General features: G+C 40.6%; 17 protein-coding genes and 1 riboswitch. Of the genes, 5 read left to right on the top strand and 12 right to left on the bottom strand.

The window, feature by feature from the left end:
* Nucleotides 1–37: 37 nt before the first annotated feature.
* From NYE61_RS15840 to NYE61_RS15830, 3 genes are all read right to left on the bottom strand, one after another.
* Nucleotides 38–1228 carry an MFS transporter gene (locus tag NYE61_RS15840; RefSeq protein ID WP_303446900.1) on the bottom strand — a complete coding sequence of 397 codons (1191 nt, stop codon included), beginning with the start codon at nt 1226–1228 and terminating at the stop codon, nt 38–40.
* A 30-nt stretch (nt 1229–1258) separates the two neighbouring features.
* Entirely contained in the window at nt 1259–2305 is a 1047-nt protein-coding gene (locus NYE61_RS15835) for a winged helix-turn-helix domain-containing protein (protein ID WP_303446902.1), read from the bottom strand.
* A 329-nt stretch (nt 2306–2634) separates the two neighbouring features.
* On the bottom strand, nt 2635–4563 hold the full coding sequence (locus NYE61_RS15830; RefSeq protein ID WP_303446903.1) for an ATP-dependent DNA helicase: 1929 nt from the start codon (nt 4561–4563) through the stop codon (nt 2635–2637).
* 263 nt (nt 4564–4826) lie between these two features.
* On the opposite strand from NYE61_RS15830, the gene NYE61_RS15825 reads away from it, so the two are divergent.
* Nucleotides 4827–6056: an MFS transporter gene (locus tag NYE61_RS15825; protein ID WP_118888439.1), complete on the top strand. Its 1230-nt coding sequence runs from the start codon at nt 4827–4829 to the stop codon at nt 6054–6056.
* Nucleotides 6057–6198: 142 nt separating this feature from the next.
* Here the strand turns inward: NYE61_RS15825 and NYE61_RS15820 are convergent, their stop codons facing one another.
* The 3 genes from NYE61_RS15820 to NYE61_RS15810 all read right to left on the bottom strand — a co-directional run bounded on the left by NYE61_RS15820 (nt 6199) and on the right by NYE61_RS15810 (nt 8990).
* Complete coding sequence (locus tag NYE61_RS15820; protein ID WP_303446904.1) at nt 6199–7713, bottom strand: acetyl-CoA hydrolase/transferase family protein; 1515 nt, start codon at nt 7711–7713, stop codon at nt 6199–6201.
* Nucleotides 7714–7844: 131 nt separating this feature from the next.
* Entirely contained in the window at nt 7845–8489 is a 645-nt protein-coding gene (locus tag NYE61_RS15815) for a LytTR family DNA-binding domain-containing protein (RefSeq protein WP_095314091.1), read from the bottom strand.
* A gap of 21 nt (nt 8490–8510) precedes the next feature.
* On the bottom strand, nt 8511–8990 hold the full coding sequence (locus tag NYE61_RS15810; RefSeq protein WP_118888436.1) for a PaaI family thioesterase: 480 nt from the start codon (nt 8988–8990) through the stop codon (nt 8511–8513).
* 164 nt (nt 8991–9154) lie between these two features.
* On the opposite strand from NYE61_RS15810, the gene NYE61_RS15805 reads away from it, so the two are divergent.
* Nucleotides 9155–10216, top strand: coding sequence for an NAD(P)/FAD-dependent oxidoreductase (locus tag NYE61_RS15805; RefSeq protein WP_303446905.1), 1062 nt, complete (start codon nt 9155–9157; stop codon nt 10214–10216).
* Nucleotides 10217–10571: 355 nt separating this feature from the next.
* Here the strand turns inward: NYE61_RS15805 and NYE61_RS15800 are convergent, their stop codons facing one another.
* Nucleotides 10572–11615 carry a lactonase family protein gene (locus NYE61_RS15800; RefSeq protein ID WP_303447151.1) on the bottom strand — a complete coding sequence of 348 codons (1044 nt, stop codon included), beginning with the start codon at nt 11613–11615 and terminating at the stop codon, nt 10572–10574.
* A gap of 448 nt (nt 11616–12063) precedes the next feature.
* Between NYE61_RS15800 and NYE61_RS15795 the strand changes: the two genes are divergently transcribed.
* Together NYE61_RS15795 and NYE61_RS15790 are read left to right on the top strand one after the other, a co-directional pair.
* Nucleotides 12064–12315: a hypothetical protein gene (locus tag NYE61_RS15795; protein ID WP_303446906.1), complete on the top strand. Its 252-nt coding sequence runs from the start codon at nt 12064–12066 to the stop codon at nt 12313–12315.
* A 104-nt stretch (nt 12316–12419) separates the two neighbouring features.
* A complete protein-coding gene (locus NYE61_RS15790; protein WP_303446907.1) occupies nt 12420–12896 on the top strand; it encodes a GNAT family N-acetyltransferase in 477 nt (158 codons plus the stop codon).
* 132 nt (nt 12897–13028) lie between these two features.
* Here NYE61_RS15790 and NYE61_RS15785 read toward each other — a convergent pair whose 3' ends face one another.
* From NYE61_RS15785 to NYE61_RS15775, 3 genes are all read right to left on the bottom strand, one after another.
* Nucleotides 13029–13895 carry a Cof-type HAD-IIB family hydrolase gene (locus NYE61_RS15785; RefSeq protein WP_303446908.1) on the bottom strand — a complete coding sequence of 289 codons (867 nt, stop codon included), beginning with the start codon at nt 13893–13895 and terminating at the stop codon, nt 13029–13031.
* A 393-nt stretch (nt 13896–14288) separates the two neighbouring features.
* Complete coding sequence (gene argH / locus NYE61_RS15780) at nt 14289–15677, bottom strand: argininosuccinate lyase (RefSeq protein WP_303446909.1); 1389 nt, start codon at nt 15675–15677, stop codon at nt 14289–14291.
* A complete protein-coding gene (locus NYE61_RS15775; RefSeq protein WP_251660052.1) occupies nt 15674–16930 on the bottom strand; it encodes an argininosuccinate synthase in 1257 nt (418 codons plus the stop codon). Before NYE61_RS15775 ends, argH begins: the two co-directional genes overlap by 4 nt.
* 323 nt (nt 16931–17253) lie before the next feature.
* On the opposite strand from NYE61_RS15775, the gene NYE61_RS15770 reads away from it, so the two are divergent.
* A complete protein-coding gene (locus NYE61_RS15770) occupies nt 17254–17709 on the top strand; it encodes a GNAT family N-acetyltransferase (protein ID WP_303446910.1) in 456 nt (151 codons plus the stop codon).
* 183 nt (nt 17710–17892) lie between these two features.
* On the opposite strand, the gene NYE61_RS15765 is transcribed toward NYE61_RS15770, so the two are convergent.
* Entirely contained in the window at nt 17893–20544 is a 2652-nt protein-coding gene (locus NYE61_RS15765) for a cation-translocating P-type ATPase (RefSeq protein ID WP_303446911.1), read from the bottom strand.
* A gap of 249 nt (nt 20545–20793) precedes the next feature.
* A riboswitch (yybP-ykoY riboswitch) is annotated at nt 20794–20931 on the bottom strand.
* A 56-nt stretch (nt 20932–20987) separates the two neighbouring features.
* The gene (locus tag NYE61_RS15760) at nt 20988–21641 is read right to left on the bottom strand and encodes an SDR family oxidoreductase (RefSeq protein ID WP_118888426.1); all 654 of its coding nucleotides are present in this window, start codon (nt 21639–21641) and stop codon (nt 20988–20990) included.
* Nucleotides 21642–21666: the final 25 nt, after the last annotated feature.

The following is a 21666-nucleotide window of genomic DNA, read 5'->3' as shown; positions in this document are numbered from 1 at the left end:
GTTCCCTCATACTTATAGGCGGGGTTATTACAGTCCATTAATGCGTGATAAATCTGAAATACGGCAGTAATAGACCAAACAGAGAAATCGCGCATATGAGAGAACCAATCCCTAGATACAGCGATCTAATTCCCCAAATCTCGCTGAAAACGCCTCCTATTAATACGCCAATCGGCATCATCCCTCTAATGATTAACAGACGAACAGAGAAGACCTTCCCCATAAGATGATTTGGAATAATTTGCTGGCATATCGTGAGGTTATGTACATTAAAAATTGCCATCGCTATACCTGCAACGATTTCTGTTGTGATTGCCAAATAAATCGATGTTGTTATTCCTAAATTAATATAGGTCATACCCCCAATAACGAGTGCTCCCAGCATTAGGAAACGACGGTCACGAAACTTAATTTTCCCTACGATCAGTGTACCGATAACATAACCAAGTGGAAAACCAGCCATAAAATATCCATACACTGCATAGCTTTCGTTTAATTCCCCGGTTATATAAGGAAGCGCAATGACCAGAGTTACCCCAACACCAAACTGGACAACTGCAAGGAAAACGCCTAGCCAAACAATAATTTTTTGCCTGAAAAAATATCCGACTCCTTCAGTAAATTGTTCCAGCCAGGTTTGTCTTGTCGTCTGTGGGCGATTCCCTTCACGAATACCTAGCAGCAAACTTCCGCTTGCAGCTAGTAAAAGACAGACAAGCAGTAAGGTAATATGAATTCCGATGTACTCGATGACAATTCCAGCTAATACAGGAGCGAGTAACATCATTAAACGAACCATGCCATCAACATACGCATTTGCTGTTGACAGCTGCTCCTTGGCAACAAGAGTCGGAAGTATTGCTTGATTTGCCGGAACATACAAAGGTGTAATTAAACCAACGGCGAGCTGAACGGCGTATATATGCCAAGGTGCTAATGTACCTGTCATATAGCCTATGAGCGGGATTAGGAAAATAGCTGCCCTACTCCATAACGCAATAATCATGATCCATTTTCGGCTCCAGCGATCAATATAGGGACCGATAAATAATTGGAGTAGGAGGGATGGTAAAAAATAGAGCAGCCACATGCTTCCTAAAGCCATAGGGGACCCTGTCAATTCAAAGACAAGTAAAGAATTACAAAATGTTCCGAATGCGCCGCCTAATTCAGAGGATGCATTTCCTGCCCAAATACGTGTAAAGGATTTGTTTTTATATAAGTTCATAACTCACCAGTTTCTTTTAGAATTATCGGTCTATTCTTGGTGAAGGTATAGTGCTAATTCCTTTGTTAACGAATCAATTGCTTTTGTTTTGAGCGCATACTTGGTGTCCTTCATTTCAACTAATTGTGCTGCACGCAATATTTTAAGATGGTGATGTATGGTGGATTTGCCCATTCCCATTCTTTCTGTAATTTCTTGAAGTGTACGATTTCTTTCGAACAATAATTTAATTATCCGCAGTCTTGCTTCATCTCCAAGTGCTTTGTACTTTAGCAATAAAAAGTCATTTGGCAAATACCTGTCATCGGGTGAAATGCTTTCGTTTGCGACTGGATAGTAAAACACCTTCGTGTCTTCCAAATCGGCAACAATATTCCATGGCCGATACGTAACATGTGGAATTAAAAGCACATGGTGGACGCTCGGCTCTGGAAGATATGTGATTCCAGCAGTTGCCCATTCAACAAATTCCTCTGGATCCATTTTTACTTCCATTTTCTTTTTGGCTGCTACATCTGCTTGCAGGATTTTTTCCAGTTGCTCGGGGTCATTTTCAATAACTTGTTTATACCAGTCTGTCATAACCTCAACCAGATGCTTTTTCAATTGCATTCCTTCCATGTTACTAATAAAAGCAATGTATTCCGGAAAAAATGGATTTGCAGCAGTAAGTGACTGTAACGCTTCTATTGCTTCTTTCTCTCGACATGCAGCACGTTCTCTCAGCTCTTGATACGCATCTCCAACAAATGGCAGGCAAATAAATTTTAATCTCTTTTCTGAAAGCATTTCGATATAGGAGGTAAACTCTTGAAGTGTTGTGAAATCTTTTTGATGTAATAGCTGAAGTAATGCCTTCCATGTGTTATTTTTTTCAACATATTCGAGATGCTCACGTAACCGATGTGATAAAGATTCCCGCATTTCCTTCCAGTAGCTAATCGACTTTTCCAACGAATCAATAAGGGCTGTATTTGTAATAGCCGCTATGCCCAATGCACATTCCCAAAGTGGCGAATATTTAATGTGAACGCTGTACGTTTCTCGTTTTTTCACAGTTGCACTAATAACGTCCATGCAATTCCCCCTTTTTAGACTTTTCTTTATTCTATACTTATAGAACTAATAATTCAACTATTTTAGAACCGAAATCGGTTTTAAGGTATGGAGGAATTGATGGCGGAACATGATGGTGCTTTATTTTTGCTTTTGGTGTCTTAGTGCGGCGGGGTGGGTGCTTTATTTTTGTTTTTGGTGTCATAGCGCGGTGGATGGGTGCTTTATTTTTGCTTTTGGTGTCTTAGTGTGGCGGGATGGGTGCTTTATTTTTGTTTTTGGTGTCATGGCACGATGGGAAAGCTAAAAAGAGAAGAGGCAGTTATCAATAACTGCCTCCTCTATATATCTTACCAATTCATCTCAACCGGTAAAATGTCATCTATTTTTTTCTGATATAATGTTTTATCTTCTTCTGTCATCCATAATTGAATAACGCCGTGGTCGTCTGTTGTTCGTATCAAGCGGCCAATTCCTTGACGGAGACGAAGCAGCATATAAGGCAGATCAACCTCAATGATTGGGTCGCTGACATGCTTGCGTTTTGCTTGGAATACGGGATCCTTCGGCGGAAATGGCAAGGACGAAATAATCACTTGTGTTAATGCTTCTCCAGGGACATCGAGTCCTTCCCATAAATTATGGGTGCATAGGACCGCAGACGCTTCCTTTTGAAATTTCCTTACTGTCGCGCTAATCTCATACTCTCCTTCATAGAGCATCCTAAAATCCCACTCTTGCGTGTCTGCCCACTTCCGAAATTGATTCATTTCTTTCTCAGAAGAAAACAGGACAAGTGTATGGCCTTGGTTATCTTTTAACTGGGCTCCGATTTGTTCCCACTTCATCGTCTGTTCTTGTTCTATATGACCGTTTAGCTTCATATTTTCTTCATAATCAAATGGAGAAGCTACCGTAAACGAGTCAAAGTCACTAATTCCTAAGCTCTCTGCTAAATAGGTGAAATCTCCACCTTGTGAAAGTGTTGCCGACGAGAAGACGAATGGGATATTTTGTGAAAATACTTCCTTCTCCAAAACATCTTCTACTAAGCGCGGCATAACAACTAGACTTGTTGTCGTATCATTTTCTTCCAGCCAATAGATGCCTTGGTCGTCCTTCAATAAGTTCATTAAACCATAACTGAAGAACTCCAAGTATTCCTCAATAATCTTCGTATGGTATTCATCCATGGAAAATAATTCTGCATCAAAGACCAACTGTTCCAGTAATTGCTGAACCATTCCATTCAACCTCTTAGCCATGTCCACCATGGTGTCCGTTCGAGGAATGTCCTGACGGTTCGATCCTTCTACAGGTACAGCTGTCTCACCTAGTAATTCAAACCATTCGTCATTTAATGCTAAAATATCTTCTACTAAAAGCAATGATTCTTCACGAACATCCTGACCCATATAACCTGTCAACACATTGGTCAAGTTTTCAAAGTTAAATCGATAGGTCAGCCCTTTTTGTGCGGCAACTTCTAAAAGATGCCCCTCATCGAATACAACAGAACTTGCTTCTGGGAGCAATGGTAATTGTCCTTCCCGCTTACGAGATTCCTTTGTCCACACATGCTCCATATAAAAATCATGCGAACAAATAATAATATCTTTGGCATGGCGGTAGTATTCTCGATTCAGTGTTTGGCCACTGCGGTGTCTCCAGTCACAGGTAGCACATTGCTGGAGCGGGTCCCAAGCGATCTTCTCCCATTTCTCATCAGAAACCCACGGGTATTCTTTACGATCACCATAGCGTTCAAACGATTTCATTACTGCACTCGTGTCAAAAACAAATTCCGGAATCTCGTCATGCACACTTAAGATATCCTCATCGTCTGTTATTTCAGCAAGCGGGTTTAACTTTTTAATACACACATAGTTTTCTCTCGCCTTTGCTAGTCGTACATCAACCTCAAGTCCGAGCGATTTTTCTAGCTTTTCAATATCTCCGCCCTTTTTCACTAGCTGTTCAATCAATGTTTCGTCTGCGCACGTTATAATCGCAGGCTTTCCTTTATAACGTGCATAGCAAATCGCATACAATAAATAGACAAGCGTTTTCCCTGTACCTACACCTGCTTCAGCAAATATCGTATGTTTATTTTTAAATGCCTGCTCAAGCTGGAAGGCCATATAAATTTGTTCATCACGTAATTCAAATCCTTGTTCTGGCAAAATATCATAAAATACATCACCAATATAATCTCCTAATCGATCAAAGAAATTATCATCTTTCGAAACCGTAAATGGAATGGAAGTATTTCTTGTCATCGTAAACCCCTCTACTAATTGTCATAAGTTTATATGATACCATATATCTATTAAAATTTCTGCAATTTTACAGGCATATTAGAGCTCATTCTGCTGTGAATCATTTGAATCTGTTTAAAGTACAGGATGTCTGTCAGGCAGTATAAACCTCTTTAACTATTTTTATTCAGGGCAAAAACCATTGCTATTTTTAGCATCAGTTGTACAATAGCAATAAGGTTAATCACATTGTTCGTTTTTCTATTATGAGAAAGAAGGGAAATATGTTGGAAAAGGCACTAAAGAAGAAGGTAAGCTCCACATTTAGTAACAAGCCAGTCTATTCGATTTTATTTATCATTGGAACATGTCATCTATTAAATGACTCTCTTCAGGCTGTTATCCCAGCGATGTTCCCTATTTTAGAACAATCATTAGGTCTGACATTTACACAGCTTGGACTCATTGCGTTTACATTAAATATGGTTTCGTCCGTGATGCAACCATTGGTCGGTATGTACACGGATAAGCATCCAATCCCATACGCTTTACCAATCGGGCTAACGAGTAGCATGTTTGGGATGCTGGGTTTAGCTTTGGCTCCTAACTTCTGGATGATCCTCATAAGCGTCGTCTTTATTGGTTTAGGGTCTGCCGTTTTCCATCCAGAAGGTTCACGTGTTGCCTATCTTGCTGCCGGGACAAAGCGAGGGCTCGCTCAATCAATTTATCAAGTAGGCGGAAATTCCGGGCAAGCATTGGCACCCGTCATTACAGCATTAGTGCTCGTTCCGTTAGGACAATTTGGAGCCATTTGGTTTACATTAATCGCTGCGCTCGCTGTCTTTTTTCTTATGCATATCGCAAAATGGTATGCTGCCAGGGTTAAAGAATTTTCCCGGTCGAAGGGAGCTCAAAAAGCAGTAAAACCGAATAAAAATATGTCCCGGGCAATTAAAAGTGCACTTATCGTGTTAATTTTTCTTGTTTTTTCCCGCTCGTGGTATCAGGCTGCTATTTCGAACTTCTATGCATTTTACGCAATTGACAACTACGACCTTACAATTGCTAAATCTCAAGTCTATATCTTTACGTTTCTAGCGATGGGAGCTGTTGGAACATTTTTAGGCGGACCACTGGCAGACCGATTTGGAAAGCGAACCGTCATCCTATTTTCACTAATCGCTTCTGCACCACTTGCATTATTGCTGCCACATGTTGGTCCAGTTCTTGCAATTATTTTACTTGCTGTCATTGGAGTTATTTTAATGTCCAGCTTCTCCGTTACCGTCGTCTATGCACAAGAGCTTGTTCCAGGGAAAATCGGCACGATGTCTGGTTTAATTGTTGGATTAGCATTTGGGATGGGGGCAATTGGCTCGGTTGCTCTCGGAACGCTAATTGACTTTATCGGGCTGACACCGACCATGATTATGATTTCCCTTCTTCCTTTATTAGGATTTCTAACATACTTGCTGCCAACAGATGAAAAGATTCGAGAATGGTATGCTTAAGTGAAAAATTGTTATGCGAATGAAATCAGGAAATGCAGCATATGTCGTATGCTGCATTTCGCTTTCCGCTAAAAAACACATGAGAAGTCTGCCCTCTTCCCATGTGTTTTTCTCTACTATATTTAACCCCAATTGTTTCATCTTACTTTTGTTCAACTAGCTTTCGCATCGTACCTGATTCTTTAAAACTAGCATGCCATGAGAATGCTTTTTCCAGCACATGAGGGGTCTGCCCTCCACGCTCAAGTGCTTCCTTGTAGTAATCCCATAGCTGCTCGCGGTACATTGGATGTGCACAGTTTTCGATAATAAGTGGTACACGCTCCCTTGGAGCTAATCCACGTAAATCCGCATAACCTTGCTCCGTAACCACCACATCAACATCATGTTCGGTATGATCGACATGTGACACGAATGGAACAATGCTCGAAATGTCTCCGTCTTTTGCAATTGACTTTGTAACGAAAATCCCAAGCCGTGCATTTCGTGCAAAATCTCCAGAGCCGCCAATTCCATTCATCATTTTCGTACCACTAACGTGCGTTGAGTTCACATTACCGTAAATATCAAACTCTAATGCAGTATTAATTGAAATTAGCCCAAGTCTGCGAATAATCTCTGGCTGGTTGGAAATTTCCTGTGGTCGCAAAATTAATTTATCTCGGTATTTGTAAAACTCACCAAAAACTTGCTTCATCTTTTCCTCTGACAAGGTTAGGGAACATGCCGAAGCAAATGTGACTTTACCAGCATCGATTAAATCAAATACCGCATCCTGTAATACTTCCGAATAGACTACCAGATTTTCAAACTCTGAATCAAGCATACCATGTAATACCGCATTTGCAACCGAGCCAATTCCCGATTGAAGCGGCATAAGTGATTCCGTTAAGCGACCTGCTTGAATCTCGGATCGTAAAAATCCTAGGAGATGCTTTGCCATCATTTTTGTTTCCTCATCAGGCGGAACGATTGTTGATGGGGAATCTTCTTGATGGGTGAATACAATCCCCTTCACTTTATCGAAATCAAGTGGTATCCCAAGCGTCCCAATCCGCCCGTCGACCTTTGTTAATGGAATCGGATCCCGTTCACCTTGCTTGTTCGGGCTATAAATATCATGCAATCCCACTAACGCTTCTGGTTGTGCTGTATTCAGTTCAATTATGATGTTTTCCGCTGTCTCAGCAAACGAAAGTGAATTCCCAACAGAAGTAGTTGGAATGAGCATTCCATCTTTCGTAATCGAAATCCCTTCCAAGATAGCGTAATCTACACGATCAATAACATCCGCACGCAGCATTTCAGACGTATGTGATAAATGCTGGTCTACAAATAGATGCTCCCCTGTATTAATCGCCTTTCGCATCAAAGGTTCTGCTTGGAATGGCAATCTTTTTGCAACAATTCCTGCTTCTGCAAACATTTTATCAATGTTCGAACCGAGTGAAGCCCCTGTATACACATTTACTTTGAAAGCTTCACCTTTTTTCGCACGTTCCACCAATGCTGTCGGAACCGCTTTCGCATCACCAGCACGAGTAAACCCACTTAGCCCCAATGTCATTCCATCGTTTATCCATGATGCCGCTTCTTCTGCGGACACTAGCCGCTCGTGAAGCACTCGGGGATGTATGCGCTTTAATTTTCCTCCCATAAAAGCATCCCTCTTTTATTCAATGATTATATTTATTTTAACGTAATAATCAAACGTTTCGGAAAAACAAGAGGGAGATAGTTATTTTTTGATTAAAGTACTTAAATATGCGGATAAAACAGCAATAACTGTTAAAATCCTAACAACTTTCGAAAGTAGCTTGCATAGGATTGGCTTACAGGAATCTTTACATCATTGGTCATCGCCAGCAAAAATGTGGAATGCGTGTCAGGAAAAATTTCTTTGATATGATGAACATTCACAATGTATGACCTGTGACAGCGAATAAATGACTCAACGGGGAGCATATATTCAAATTGCTGCAAAGTATTGGAATGTATCCCAGAGTAGTGATCCGAAAAAACATGCGTTTTCCGGTCTTTTGCCTCTAAATAAATCACATCGGAAAACGATATCGGCTTCCATCCATCATCGTTTTTCACCGTAACAACCGATTTCCCTTCCGTCCACGCTGGATAGATTGCCAGTACACACCCCTCTAGTCTTTCTTCAAAATGAAATGGGACAGCCATTCCATGGTAAGGGACACCATAAACATTTCGGTTAATAAACTTAGAGACCTTTTGCTCCGAGATAATTGCTTTATGTGCAAGCGTCCCCTCTTTAATCGGGTCACCTGGTTGAATCTTTAAATCAATCCGTTTACTCGGAAGATAGTAAATATATTCCGTCGTGGTTGTAACTGCAATTGAAATTTCATCGGAGAAAAGCTCTCCAACAACGTCTAGGAGCGAATGTATGTTTAGCTTCTGCATAGTTGTCCTCCTATTTTTCTTTTAAGCTGTAGTGAATGATTTCGGCATCACTGCTGCTACGACAACTGCTTTTACACAAAGTGTTTCACCAGCAAATACCTCTGTATGTATCTTCCATTTCTTCGGGTGTACTTCTTCAATTGTACCAACTGCTTTTAACGGAACATCCTGAGGAGTCGGCTTTAGAAAATCTAGATTTAACGATGCTGTTACAAATCTTGGTGGTTCGACACCATCCCCCGGCTCATATCCATTTTTACGATGCATTGCTAAAGAAGCAGACCCAGTCCCGTGACAATCAACAAGTGATGCAAGTAAACCTCCATACACAAATCCAGGAATCGCTGTATGCTCCTTTTTCGGCGTATAAATCGTAACGGTTTGATCGCCTTGCCAACCTGTTCTTAAACGCAGACCCTCTTGGTTCAGCCGCCCACAGCCATAGCACCAAGCATAGTCTTGACCATATTCATCTTGAACTGCATATTGAATCTGTTCCATTCCGATTACCTCCCATTATTCTATTTACTCCCATTTTAGCGTATTTTCAGCATATATACACGAAAAATTATTCATTCGATTCAGATGATGACAGTTCACCTTAACTTTGGTAATCTATTAGGTGGACCGGCAGAAAGCGTTTCATTACTTAGGGGGTTATTCAAGTGAAAAGGTTAGTTATTTTAGGCGGCGGATATGGTGGTATTAAAATCCTCACTGGTTTATTAGATCAGTATTTACCGGAGGATTTGCAGATTACCGTTGTTGATCGGAACCCATTTCGCTCACTAAAAACAGAATTCTATACGATTGCAGCAGGAACAGTTGCAGATCAAGATGTTCGAGTTGAATTTCCAGATGACAAACGCGTTCACTACGTTTTTAATGAAGCCACAAAAATTGATACAGAAAATGAGCAGATTCTATTTGAGGATCCAGAAGATACAATCTCCTATGATTATTTAGTGATTGGGCTAGGCTGTGAAGATAATTACCATGGTATCCCAGGTGCCGAAGAGTTCACCAAAAGTGTTCAAACGTTTGCTAAAGCTCGTGAGACTGGGGTTGCAATTGGGAATTTAGGTGCTTATGGTAAGGTTACAATCGTTGGTGCGGGACTAAGTGGGATTGAAGTTGCTTCCGAAATCCGTGAAAGCAGACCTGATTTGAATATCCGTATCTTAGATCGCGGTTCAACGGTTTTAAAAGCGTTCGATTCCAAAATTCAACAATATGTGGAATCATGGTTTGTTTCAAATGATGTGGATGTCATACATAATTCAAATGTAGAGTATGTTGAGAAAGATGGGGTTTGTAACAATGGCGTATGTTTCTTAAACGACGTGACCATCTGGACCGCTGGTGTAAGACCAAATTATTTGGTACGTGAATTACCTTTTGAAAAAGATATTCAGGAAAAAATTATCGTTAATGACTTTTATCAAGTTCCGGCACAGCAGAATGTATATGTATTAGGTGACTGTGCAGCTTCTAATTTCTCTCCAAGTGCCCAGTTAGCCGGTCAGCAAGGTGAGCAGATCGCAGACATTCTCTTAGCTGTCTTGCGTGACAAAGCACCAAAGAAACCGAAGGAAATTAAGTTGAAAGGCACGCTCGGATCCCTAGGCAAATCCGATGGCTTCGGTAATATGATGCAGTTACCATTTACCGGATTCCTGCCACGCCTTGCGAAATCTGGTGTCCTTTGGTTAAGTAAACGTCATTAATCATTAATTGGAATCGGCATATACAGCTGGTTCCTTTTTTCATTTTAAAAATTTACATAAACTTCACTGCAGCTTCACAAGTATTTCATTATTCTATAGTATGATTTACCTATAGATACATAATGAATGATGGAGGTGCACCATGCGATTTCTTGCTAAGGTAAGTATCAGTCTCGTCGTTGTGCTGTTTTATTTCTTTTAATGTATCTTGCCCCATAATCACCAGCATTTCCTGTCCTCGTATGTCTATAACTTTCCACGCAGGAATAAAACTGCGATTACTTGCCTCCAATAAAGCTTCATTTTTAAAAAGGTCAGTCACATTTCTGCTGTGTCTGACCTTTTGTTGTATTTATTAACCTAAAAACTTCACACATACTACTTCCGGGACATCTACAACGGAATCGAGCTGGGTCAGCTTACCTGTCTTCTGATCACGAGCAAATAATACAAGGTTGCCTGACTTCTGGTTCGATGCAATGATGAATGACTCACTAGGATCAAGTACAAAATCACGTGGCCAATTCCCGCCAGTTGATGTGATTTCAATTAGTGTGAGCTCTTTTGTTTCTTCATCAACCTGAAATACAGCGATACTATTATGACCACGATTTCCAGTATAAACAAATTTTCCGTCTGATGTAATATGAATGGCACTTGCATCATTTGTTTCGTTAAAATCTGATGGAATAGCTTTTATTTTTTGTTTTTCAGTAAAGCTTCCCTGGTCTGCATCGTAATCAAGCACAATAACTTCAGAGCTGAGCTCTGTCATTAAGTATGCTGTCTTGCCATCTGGATGAAATACAAGGTGACGCGGACCACTGCCTGACTCTACATGAAGTGTCGCTACTTTTACAAGTGCTTGACCTTCTATTTTGTATGTCACAAGTTCATCCGTCCCAAGATCTGCGACAATGACATACCTTCCATCAGGTGTTTGTGCTGTATAGTGGACATGTGGTTTTTCCTGGCGTTCGTGCGGACCATTCCCTTCATGCTGAACAGTACCTTTTAGCGCAAGCGCACTTGGACGATGTGCTTGGAATAAATCGACCGTTCCTTTATGATAGTTCCCAGTCACTAGCACACCATTCTGAATATCAAGGTGACACGGCGGCGCTCCCTCTTCCAGCTTCTCATTAACGTAATGCAATTCACCTGAGTCAGATACGATTTCATAAGCATGTACACCACCAAGCCCATCCTGTTGTGCAACAGAATAAAGCTGACGTTTATCTTCACTAATCGCCAAATAAGTCGGACTGCCGACCTTTGCCGCTACCTCCGCAGCTTCTAATTTGCCTGCCTCAGCATCTAGAACAAAACGATAAATCCCTTCACTGCTTTCACGCGTATATGTGCCAGCGAATCCGATATATTTTTGAGCCATATGTATCCATCCTTTCTAGTATTGGTGGTTCTATTATAGCATTAATGGGCTATGAGTTCTTTCTTGAGAAGCCGCAAAAGATGAGATAGTTCTCCATAAGTAAATGGTAAAATTTCGTTGTTAGCAGACCTTTGCGCTTGTACAATACCCCCATCTTATATGGTGCACAAAATTTCTAATCACCACTAGAATTGGAAGGTGTATTCTGAAAGGTTATGATAGAATATACATAAAGAAAACGGCGGGATGTCATTGTTAATGAATTATCTTTAAACCCTTTTAGACAAATCTTCTATATTGGCAAAGTAAAAACAACCCTAGGGGATTCCACATGACCGCAATAATAACCTTTGCATCAGAGCATATTATAGAAAATCGACTGCTGACAGTACAGCTAAAACGATTGAATCTATATAATTAATTATTTCGCTAATCGGTCAGGATATTTCAACTGGTGGTTTGTACTAAAGCAAATGAAAAAGGTGAAAAAATGTTAGATAAAATCAAATCATTTCCTGAAAAGTCGGCATTTGTAATTGGGCTTTCTTTAATATTATTTAGTCCAATCTTGTTATTTTTGCTTTCATTATTAGCCTCAGTTGGAAAATGGATTGTGATTATACAAGCAATTATTTTGGGAATTGCTATCTTACTTATACTAAGTGCGGCCGATAAAAGATATGCACGTAAAGGCAATACAAAGTGAAGGGTGATTTGTTTATCCTTATAAATATAACAAATGCATTTCGTAGTTTAATCTTAACGTACGCAATTTGTATCTGATGAATAATTCATATGAGGAGAAATAAAATGGATATAACTAATTTCATAGAGCTAAAACACCTTTCAAATGAACACGTAAATCTACTGCATTCTTTTGAACTGCCTAAAGAGCAAAGTCAGTTTACTTCATTACCAATAAATTTCGCAAATGTATCAGAAGGTCAGTTTCGTATTGTTATCCTTTATCATACTGAACCGGTTGGCTTCTTTTTATTGCATGCAACTGAGCGAGTGAAGGATTATACAAATAATCAGCAGGCCATGCTGTTAACCTCCTTTTCAATAAACCACTCCCAGCAAGGAAAAGGCTACGCAAAACAAGCGATGAATCTACTCAAGAAATTCGTATCCGATGAATTTCCGAATTGTAATGAAATCGTTTTAGCTGTTAACCATAAAAATATAGCTGCCCAGCAATTATATAAAAAGGTGGGGTTTCAAGATACAGGCAAGAGAAAAGTCGGACCTATTGGTGAACAGTTTATAATGAATTTATTGCTGTAATACATATTATGAAACACATTTGCGTAAAGTCTTGTGAAGGTATTTCCAAATTAAATGGGGCTCACTATAAGCACTAGGAAGCTGGGCCCAATTCTCGCTCTAGACTCGGCCCGCCTCCTTTTCAATACCAATTTAGGCATTTATTGTCCGCAACATTTCCTCAATAGCAAAAGCGACCCCATGATCATAATTTGCCTTTGTTGTATAGGAACAAAGTGCTTTAATTTCGTCTGATGCATTCCCCATCGCAACACCTCGGCCTGCAGTTCGGAGCATACTTTCGTCATTCCAGTTATCTCCCATCGCCATCACATCAACCATGTCAATTCCCATACTTTCTGCTAAATGCTTTAAGGCAATTCCTTTTTGGGCATCTCGATGGTTAAATTCCAAGTTAATATCACCAGAAGATGTGATTGCCATTCCTGCTACTCCGCTAAGCTGTGCGCGTGCAGATGCGAGCTTTTCTTTATCAAGCGAAAAAGCAAGAATCTTATAGATTTCTAAGTTTTCTATAGCAAATATTTCATCGTAATCAGCGATGAATTGGACTGGTTCAGCCTGAAAGCGCAGTTCTGCTTTTTCCCGAATTTCTGTCTCTGATGCATTGGGATTCGCTGATTTCATAATATCGACAAGCACTTCTAAGAAGTATTTCTTGCTTACCGAATAGATTCCATTGGTCGTGAAAAATTCCAAGTACATATCAGCTTCTCGACAAACTTCCAAAACCTGCATTGCAACCGATTTATCCATCGGAACTGTTCGAATTAATTGTTTATCCTCTGTATAAGCGACTGCGCCATTTAAGCTAATAATGGGACACGTAATCCCAGCTTGCTTTAGTGGTGTATTGGCTGCATCATATGATCTTCCAGTTGCTACTACAAATCGAATATCATGGGCAACTGCTTTTTGAATTGCCGCTATATTTTCTTCACTTACAACGCCCTCTTCATCTAATAATGTACCATCTAAATCTGATGCAATAAGTTTCATTATGTATGCTCCTAACGTATTTGTTCAGTTTATATTTATTCTTCCCCCTTATTATACACATCTAATCGATATTTTTCAGACAGAACAAAAGTGCAAGCGCCCGGTAAGCGACGTACGGACTGCGCCGTAGGAGATAAAGGAAACATGGCGACTGCAGGGAGTCGATGTTGACTTTCACCGCCAGGGTATAAGTGCGACTAAGCCTCTGGCACAGCCAATCGGCAAGTCTTCTTTATCGTACGGAGGTGAGGGAAGTCTCGCTAGTCGTTGGGCGCTGGAGCTGGACGTGGCTCATCCTGTATCTAAGTTATCAACAGCATTCAAATTTTCTAGTTTCCTATACAACTAGAAAAAGCACTTGAACAAATGGTTCAAGTGCTTTTTCTAAGATAACTATTCCTGCAGTGCCAGTTCCTCAATAACTGCTAGTGCCTGCTCAATTTGTACTTCTACACGTTTTCTAGCCGTACCGCCTGCAACATCACGTGCATTAACGACCGTTTCTGGCCTTAACACATCGAAAATATCCACATCTATTAACTCTGAGAACGATTTGAACTCATCAAGTGTTAAATCAAGTAAATACTTTCCGTTTTGAATGCAATTTAGCACCACCTGGCCAACAATCGCATGCGACTCTCTGAATGGCATTCCTTTTTCAACAAGATAATCCGCAAGGTCTGTTGCATTGGAAAAATCGTTCGTCACGGCTTGATACATATTTTCCTGCTTCACCTGCATTGTCTCAATCATTGGCGCAAATAGTGCGAGTGCGCCTTTTAATGTTTCAAATGTGTCGAACATGCCCTCTTTATCTTCTTGCATATCTTTGTTATAGGCTAATGGAAGGCCTTTAAGCGTTGTCAGCATGCCCATTAAATGACCGTACACACGCCCTGTTTTTCCACGAACAAGCTCTGCGACATCGGGATTCTTTTTCTGTGGCATCATGCTGCTTCCTGTTGTAAACGAATCATCCAGCTCGATGAAGTTGAACTCGGCACTCGACCACTGCACAAATTCTTCACATAAACGAGAAAGATGCATCGCAATTAACGAAGCGTTTGATAAGAATTCGACGACGAAATCCCGATCACTAACTGCGTCAAGACTGTTTTCACAAATACCATCAAAGCCAAGTCTTTCGGCGACGAATTGCCGGTCAATCGGAAAGGTTGTCCCTGCCAAGGCACCAGCTCCAAGCGGGGATTTGTTTACCCGCTTTAAGCTATCGGTTAGACGTTCCACATCACGCTGAAACATGAAAACATATGCCATCATATGATGTCCGAATAAGACGGGCTGCGCTCGCTGCAAGTGAGTATAGCCTGGCATAACGGTGTCTAAATTGGCTTTTGCCTGGCTAATTAAAGCCCTCTCGACATCAATAAGCAGCTGAATAATGGTTCCAATTGCATCGCGCAAGTACAAGCGCATATCTAATGCAACTTGATCATTTCTGCTTCTGCCAGTATGCAGCTTCCCACCTACTGTACCGACCTCTTCAATTAGGAGCTTTTCCACATTCATATGGATATCCTCATGCTCCTCAGTAAGCTCAGCTTCTCCAGATCCAATTTTTTTCAGAACGCTTTGCAACCCTTCTGCAATTTTATCAGCATCTCCTGCTGGGATAATCTTACAAGCCTTGAGCATCTCAACATGCGCAAGGCTTCCTTCAATATCATAGGCTGCTAGTTTTTGATCAAATCGGATGGATGCTGTATATTCATCCATTAATTGATTCGTTGGTTTGGTAAAACGTCCTCCCCATAATTTCACGATTTAACAGCTTCCTTTACTTCAAGTTTCACTTTTTCAATTGACTTCTTTTTCTTCGCTGTGCCATTAACAGAAGCATGCACCTGTGTTGGCAAGCCCCATAACTTAATAAATCCAAGTGCTGCATCATGGTCGAATGCGTCAGCTTTATTGTAGGTTGCCAGGTCAAAGTCATAGAGCGAATTGGCAGATTCACGTCCGACAACTTGCGCATGCCCTTTATACAGCTTCACTTTAACAGTACCTGATACATGCTCTTGCGTTTTTTCCACAAATGATTGAAGTGCTTCTGTTAGTGGTGAATACCACAAACCATAGTAGACCGTTTGTGCCAGCTTTTGTTCTATCATCGGCTTGAATTCAGCAACCTCTCTTGGTAAGGTTAGTGCTTCCAGCTCTTGATGGGCCGCAATTAATGTCATTGCTGCCGGCGCTTCATAAATTTCTCTTGATTTAATACCAACTAAACGATTCTCCACATGGTCAATTCGTCCAACACCGTGCTTTCCAGCAACTTCATTCAATTTTAAAATCAGCTGATCGAGTGAAAGTTCTTCTCCGTTCAATGCTATTGGCTTACCTTGCTGAAATGTAAGTTGGATAACCTCTGGCGTATCTGGTGCATCAACTGGGTCGGCTGTTAGATCAAACGCATCCTTTGGCGCCTCTTGCCATGGATCCTCTAAAATCCCACATTCATTACTACGTCCCCATAAGTTTTGATCAATACTATACGGACTATCTAAATTGATTGGAATCGGAATTCCATGTGCCTGAGCATACTCAATCTCTTCTTCTCTGGACATTGCCCATTCACGAACAGGTGCAACAATTTTAAGATTTGGGTTTAAAGCCGTAAAGGCAACATCGAAACGGACTTGATCATTTCCTTTTCCTGTACATCCATGCGCTACCGCTACAGCTCCTTCATCTTCTGCAATGTCAACAAGAATTTTAGCGATTAATGGACGAGATAGTGCAGAAATAAGTGGGTATTTCCCTTCATATAATAGATTTGCCTGTAATGCTGGTAATACATATTCATTCGCATAGAGCTCTTTTGCATCAATTACATACGATTTGATCGCACCAACGTCCAGCGCCTTCTTTTTAACAAACTCTAAATCTTTACCTTCACCAACATCGAGCGCCACCGCAATCACATCATAATTATATTTATCCTGTAACCATTTCACTGCAACGGAAGTATCAAGACCTCCGGAATATGCCAAGACGATTTTTTCCTTTGCCATTTTTGTTTCTCCTCTCGTTTGTGCTATTAATGAATTATTATGCATCATTTTGTATAATAATTCAATAGTTTTTTAATATTTTTTTGGTAAATATAATATTTCCCGGATCCGAAATAAAGTTTAACCGGTTGTAAAAAGGTTGCACTGTTTTACTACATTTGGATTTGCGTTGTCCAAAGGGATCTTTTATCGTTACAATAAAATTAAGTATTATTCCATTATCAAGCCAATTGAAACAGGAAAGAGGGGGCTATTCGTAAATACTCGAAGTATGTAGTTTAGAATATAGACTGTCACTAATCTTATACAAGGAGAGGATTTTTATGGATCTTAGAATTGATGATTTAACTGGATCTGAAGTGGCTGAATTGCTAAGCGAGCACATTCAGAGCATGAGAATACATTCCCCACCAGAAAGTAAACATGCACTTGATCTTGAAGGATTGCGAAAACCAGAAATTACTTTCTGGAGTGCTTGGGAAGGAAATGAATTAGTTGGCTGCGGAACACTTCAAGAACTTAATCGCCATCATGGAGAGATCAAGTCAATGCGAACATCTTCATCCCATCTAAGAAAAGGTGTAGCGAAGCGAATTCTTCAACGAATTATTGACGAAGCCAAGCAACGTGGTTATCGACGGTTAAGTCTGGAAACGGGATCAATGGATGCATTTGAACCAGCTAGGAGAATGTATGCAAACTTCGGGTTTCAATATTGCAAGCCATTTTCGTATTATATTGAGGACCCAAATAGCGTATTTATGACAAAGGAATTATAAGTTTGTTTCAAAGGATGCATTCGTTAAAAAATAAAGCATTAATCATAAATCTTTCACAAAAGCGCAAATTGTGGAAGATCATAGATAGAAAATGATCAAACTTAATTTTAAAGCTACATATTTTCCTCCGCCGGATACAAACGACTAAAGCCATGCACCCCTAACAGGCACATGGCTATTTGATTACTTATCTTTTGAGAAACGATGAAATGAAATTTTTACGATTTCCATGAGCACAGCGGCTGCAAGAGCAAGAGCTGCCGCTACAAGTGCTTCATTCCAGCCAAAGCTTTGTGGAATGTTAAATACATCTCGGGCAAATGGAAGAGTTGTTATGCCATATAGAATAAACCCAAGGAAGACAGCCCCTATGACATATTTATTTTTAAAGAACCCCGCTCCAAATGCTGTTTGTGTATTCGATCTAGCTGCGAATGTCTGCAATGTACGTGATAAAATGAGTGTCGTAAACGCCATTGCGACTCCCATTTCATTTGAATGGCTTAATCCAATATAGAAGGAAATGATAACAGCGATACCAATCAACAGTCCTCTTGTTAGAACAGCTTGCAACGTATCCCGAGTGAAAATTCCCTCGTCTGTCCGACGTGGTTTTCTTTCCATCACGTCAGGTTCTGACTTTTCCATTCCTAATGCAATTGCTGGAAGCGAATCATTTACTAAATTAATATACAGAAGCTGCAACGCCGTAAATGGATTTGGCAGATTGAAAATAACGGCATAGAGAATGGCGATAATTGCCCCTAAATTACCAGCAAACAAGTATCCAATTGCCTTTTTAATATTATCAAACACGGTACGGCCAACACCAACTGCATTAACAATCGAGACAAAGTTATCATCCGTTAAAATCATCGCAGAAGAGTCCTTCGCTACATCCGTACCACTTCCCATTGCAATACCAATATCCGCCTGTTTTAGTGCCGGTGCATCGTTAACACCATCACCTGTCATGGCTGCGACTTTATCCTTCTTCTGCCATGCACGAACAATTCGAATTTTGTTTTCTGGGGAAACACGTGCATAGACTGCGATTTGCTCAAGCTTCCTATCTAACTCTTCATCCGATAAGGCATCCAACTCCTTACCAGTTAAAGCAATATCATCGTCCCCCATAAGTCCAATATCACGACCAATCGCTTGTGCAGTTGTTTTATGATCACCTGTAATCATAACTGTACGAATCCCTGCTTTTTTCGATTCTTCAATCGAACCATAGACAGCCTCTCTCGGCGGATCAATCATCGCAGTAAGGCCTATAAGCACAAGATCCTTCTCATCTTCCTCTGTAATATCTGTTTGTCCATCAGCTAGGCGTTTATAGCCGTATGCCAGCACACGCAATGCCTGATCTGAAAAACTTTCATTGGCCTGCTCAAATAATGCCAGTAATTCATCTGTTACCGGTTCTTCCTTTCCCTTGTATAGTACATGGCTGGCACGGTCAAACATGACATCCGGGCCGCCTTTTGTCAGCATTGTTGTTTCACCATCCATGCGATGTACTGTGGACATCAATTTACGATCCGAATCAAACGGCAATTCTGCTTCGCGCTTAAATTTTTCCCGAACTGCTTCATAGTCATTATTATTTTTATTGGAAAAATTAATAAGGGCAACCTCTGTCGGATCTCCAATCTCCCCGCCATCACTATTAATAAAGGAATCATTACAGAGCACTGCTGTATTCACAAGCATCCGCTCCGACTCATTCCAGTTTTCCGGATCCTCCGCGAGCTCGCTTCCCGACTCACCTGGAATAAAATAATCCGTTACGGTCATTTTATTTTGTGTCAATGTTCCAGTTTTGTCAGTACAGATGACACTAGTTGAACCGAGCGTTTCTACAGCAGGAAGTTTTCGGATAATCGCATGCTGTCTAGCCATTTTATTTGTTCCAACAGATAGTACAATCGTAACGATCGACGATAACGCTTCTGGGATGGCTGCTACTGCAATTGCTACGGAGAACATAAGCGCATTTAAAATTGCAGTACTTGTATCAACATCTGCCCCACCAAACCAAATTCTAAGGGCTTGTACAGCGAAAATTAAGATGGAAAGCAACAATATCCCAATACCGAGCTTTTTACTAAACGATTCAAGCTTCCGTTGTAATGGTGTTTGCTTTTCTTCAGCGGTAGAAATCATCTCCGCAATTTTTCCGATTTCCGTCTGCTCTCCTGTCCCAGTCACAACAAAGGTGCCACGACCATAGGCAACAAGCGAGCTGCTGAACACCATATTGACTCGATCTCCAAGCGTCACCTCTTCCATAATCATATCGGTACTCTTTTCAACTGCTTCCGATTCACCCGTTAGCATCCCTTCATTTACCTTTAGTGAACCACTGGCAATAATTCGACCATCAGCAGGAACATAATCACCAGCTTCAAGTGTCACGATGTCTCCTTGAACAAGTTCCCTTGCTGGTATCGTTTGTGACTGACCATTACGGATTACCTTTGCCTCTGGAGCCGACATATCGCGTAAGGCATCTAGAGAGCTTTCCGCTTTCTTTGTCTGCACGACACTAATAACGGAATTAATAAGTAGAACGAGAAAAATAATCAGTGATTCTGCAATTTCTCCCAATACAACTTGAATTCCAGCGGCTACCAGGAGGACAATAACCATTGGATCTTTAAACGTTTCTAGAAAAAGCTTCCAAGTCGAAACCTTCTCCCTGTCTTTTAATTCATTGTAGCCATCTTGCTCGAGTTTTGCTTTTACAGCATCAGAAGTTAATCCATTTTCCGATGACTGTACAGCTTTTAAAACAGATTCGGTATCTTTACGGTAAAATTCCAACATGAACGAACTCCTTTTTGATGTTCAATTCGCTACGAATAGATTGTCTTCTGAAGCAAGACATTATTCATGAACATGATTTTTGTTAATTTTTTTATCTGATCTTTCTTTGAAACCTACAATTACCTAGTCCTTAGCAGGTGTACAAGCTCAGGGCGATTTTACCTCTTCTGTTTCGTCAACCACCGGGATTAGAAACTCTTTTTACGATACAGGTAGATAGGTTATACATTCCCCTGTTTACCCAAAAAAAGCGAGACCTAACCCACGATTGGGCAAAGGTCTCGCTTAGCATGTTCTGCCAATAAAGCCGATGATGGAATCCATCATGTAATGACGACTTTATTTTGGAATCACTTGATTCCACCGCTACTCCCCTTTGACAGATGTCAAAGAAATATTCTATATTCATTTTAGCATACGCCTGCTAAAAATTTCAAATCATATTATAGTTGTTTAATCGCATCCGCAATTTCTGATTCCCCCGAAACTAAATCAAAGCTTTTCCGATACGTAGCTTCTTCCGTTAACGCAGCAATCAATACTTTGGCTACATCCTCTCTTGGGATACCGCCTCTTTCTAAGTTTTCCGCTACTGAAACCTTATCGACTGCAGGTTCATTTAATAAGTTGCCAGGTCTTACGATTGTATAGTTTAGAGAACTAGCCTCCAGCTCTTTGTCTGCATAATGCTTCGCAACCATATAAGGTTTAATTGGACTATCTGCCCAGCTCTCGCGATTATGCGCCTGGATGGCACTGACAAGAACAAACCGACTGACGCCTGCTCTTTCTGCTGCTTCCATCGATTTAACCGCTCCATCTAAGTCAATAAGCAATGTCTTATCCGGTCCAGTACTTCCTCCTGATCCTGCTGAGAAAATGATAGCCTCAGCACCTGATTCGATTACTGCTTGGGTCAGTGTATCTACACTATCTTCCAGATTAGCCAAAATAGCATCCACACCAGATGCTTCCAGTTCCTTTGCCTGCTCTTCTTTTCGAACCAACGCTGTTAACGTATGCTCTTCACTTTCTTGAAGTAAACGTACGAGATGTTTACCAATCTGACCATTTGCTCCAATTACTAAAACCTTCATTTGTACATCCCCTTTGACGATAGAT

The sequence above is a fragment of the Oceanobacillus sp. FSL W7-1304 genome, from assembly GCF_037969805.1.
Classification (GTDB): domain Bacteria; phylum Bacillota; class Bacilli; order Bacillales; family Amphibacillaceae; genus Oceanobacillus; species Oceanobacillus profundus.
Note: the sequence above shows the minus strand (reverse complement) of the source record. Positions and strands in the feature narration are given on the sequence as shown.

Bases quoted from the DNA above. Each gene is read 5' to 3' on its own strand.
- NYE61_RS15840 (WP_303446900.1), bottom strand. From the start codon at position 1,228: ATGAACTTATATAAAAACAAATCCTTTACACGTATTTGGGCAGGAAAT.
- NYE61_RS15835 (WP_303446902.1), bottom strand. From the start codon at position 2,305: ATGGACGTTATTAGTGCAACTGTGAAAAAACGAGAAACGTACAGCGTT.
- NYE61_RS15830 (WP_303446903.1), bottom strand. From the start codon at position 4,563: ATGACAAGAAATACTTCCATTCCATTTACGGTTTCGAAAGATGATAAT.
- NYE61_RS15825 (WP_118888439.1), top strand. From the start codon at position 4,827: ATGTTGGAAAAGGCACTAAAGAAGAAGGTAAGCTCCACATTTAGTAAC.
- NYE61_RS15820 (WP_303446904.1), bottom strand. From the start codon at position 7,713: ATGGGAGGAAAATTAAAGCGCATACATCCCCGAGTGCTTCACGAGCGG.
- NYE61_RS15815 (WP_095314091.1), bottom strand. From the start codon at position 8,489: ATGCAGAAGCTAAACATACATTCGCTCCTAGACGTTGTTGGAGAGCTT.
- NYE61_RS15810 (WP_118888436.1), bottom strand. From the start codon at position 8,990: ATGGAACAGATTCAATATGCAGTTCAAGATGAATATGGTCAAGACTAT.
- NYE61_RS15790 (WP_303446907.1), top strand. From the start codon at position 12,420: ATGGATATAACTAATTTCATAGAGCTAAAACACCTTTCAAATGAACAC.
- NYE61_RS15785 (WP_303446908.1), bottom strand. From the start codon at position 13,895: ATGAAACTTATTGCATCAGATTTAGATGGTACATTATTAGATGAAGAG.
- NYE61_RS15775 (WP_251660052.1), bottom strand. From the start codon at position 16,930: ATGGCAAAGGAAAAAATCGTCTTGGCATATTCCGGAGGTCTTGATACT.
- NYE61_RS15770 (WP_303446910.1), top strand. From the start codon at position 17,254: ATGGATCTTAGAATTGATGATTTAACTGGATCTGAAGTGGCTGAATTG.
- NYE61_RS15765 (WP_303446911.1), bottom strand. From the start codon at position 20,544: ATGTTGGAATTTTACCGTAAAGATACCGAATCTGTTTTAAAAGCTGTA.
- NYE61_RS15760 (WP_118888426.1), bottom strand. From the start codon at position 21,641: ATGAAGGTTTTAGTAATTGGAGCAAATGGTCAGATTGGTAAACATCTC.